General features: G+C 63.5%; 1 protein-coding gene. It reads left to right on the top strand.

Features of this window, described 5'->3' with window-relative positions; genetic code table 11:
* The first annotated feature begins 244 nt into the window (after nt 1–244).
* Nucleotides 245–1,321, top strand: coding sequence for an IS110 family transposase (locus QCD70_RS18980; protein WP_301219182.1), 1,077 nt, complete (start codon nt 245–247; stop codon nt 1,319–1,321).
* Nucleotides 1,322–1,344 lie beyond the last annotated feature (23 nt).

The following is a 1,344-nucleotide window of genomic DNA, read 5'->3' as shown; positions in this document are numbered from 1 at the left end:
GACATTGAGAATGGGTGTGTAGCCCGGGAGGGTGTTTGACCTTCTACTCGACGGACCACCCGTGGGTGTGTCAATCGCCGGATCTGTCGACATGTTTCCGGGCTGCGGCCAGACGGTTCGGGAGGCCGGACCGGGTGGGGGAAGTGACCTAATAGGACCCTGTCCGCGACACCTCAATGTCTTGTCCACCCGGCCCGGTGAGGTCATCCGACCGTTCCAACAGGAACTGGAAGGAGACACCATCATGGTAACCACGAAGCGGCACGTCGAGGCAACGATTGTTGTCGCGGGGATCGATACCCATAAAGACACCCACCACGTCGCCGTCCTCGACCTTCTCGGCCGGGTGCTGGGCACTCAGGAGTTCCCCACGACGCCCGCCGGCTACGAGGCCGTGGCCGACTGGATCGCCGAACACGGGGTCATCGACCGGGTCGGGATCGAGTTGACCGGCTCATATGGTGCCGGCCTGACCCGCTATCTGACCGCAGCCGGAATCACCGTTTTGGAGGTCAACACGACCGATAAAGCGACCCGTGCCCGACAGGGCAAGAACGACACGATCGACGCGATCTCGGCAGCACAGAAGGTCCTTTCGGGGATGGCGACCGCGACTCCGAAAGACACCACCACGATCGCTGAATCCGTGCGGATCCTGATGCTGGTGAGGGACTCCGCGGTGAAAGCCCGCACCCAGGCGTTGAACCAGATCAAAGACCTGATCATCACCGCCCCCGCAGCGCTGCGGGAGCAGTTCGTCGGGCTGACCCTTTCCGCCTCGGCGAAGAAAGCCGCCCAGCTGCGCCCCGACCGGGCCCGTCTGGCCGATCCGGCCCAGGCCGGGAAGCTCGCGTTGAAGCGCCTCGGCGACCGGATCGGTGACCTCACCGAGGAGATCGTCGAGGCCGAGAAGCAACTCGATGTCCTCGTCCAGGACGCCGTTCCGACACTCCTGGCCCGGCCAGGGATCGGCACCCTGACCGCAGCCCAGTTCCTGATCACCGCCGGAGCAAACATCGGTCGCATCCAAACCGATGCCGCGTTCGCGCACCTCTGCGGAGCAGCACCGATCCCGGCGTCATCGGGAAAGACCGACCGGCACCGACTCAACCGGTTCGGTGACCGGCAAGCGAACCGGGCCCTGCACATGATCATCATCGGCCGAATGCGATACGACGACGAAACCAAGACCTACATCGGCAAGAAACTCACCGAGGGCAAATCGAAGAAAGACGCCATCCGGGCCCTCAAACGATTCCTCGCCCGACGCATCTTCCACGACCTCACCACCGACCTCCGAACACCCCACATCACCACTTGACATCCATAGGACCATCCGGCGCA

The sequence above is a fragment of the Agreia sp. PsM10 genome (assembly GCF_030433855.1).
Classification (GTDB): domain Bacteria; phylum Actinomycetota; class Actinomycetes; order Actinomycetales; family Microbacteriaceae; genus Agreia.
Note: the sequence above shows the minus strand (reverse complement) of the source record. Positions and strands in the feature narration are given on the sequence as shown.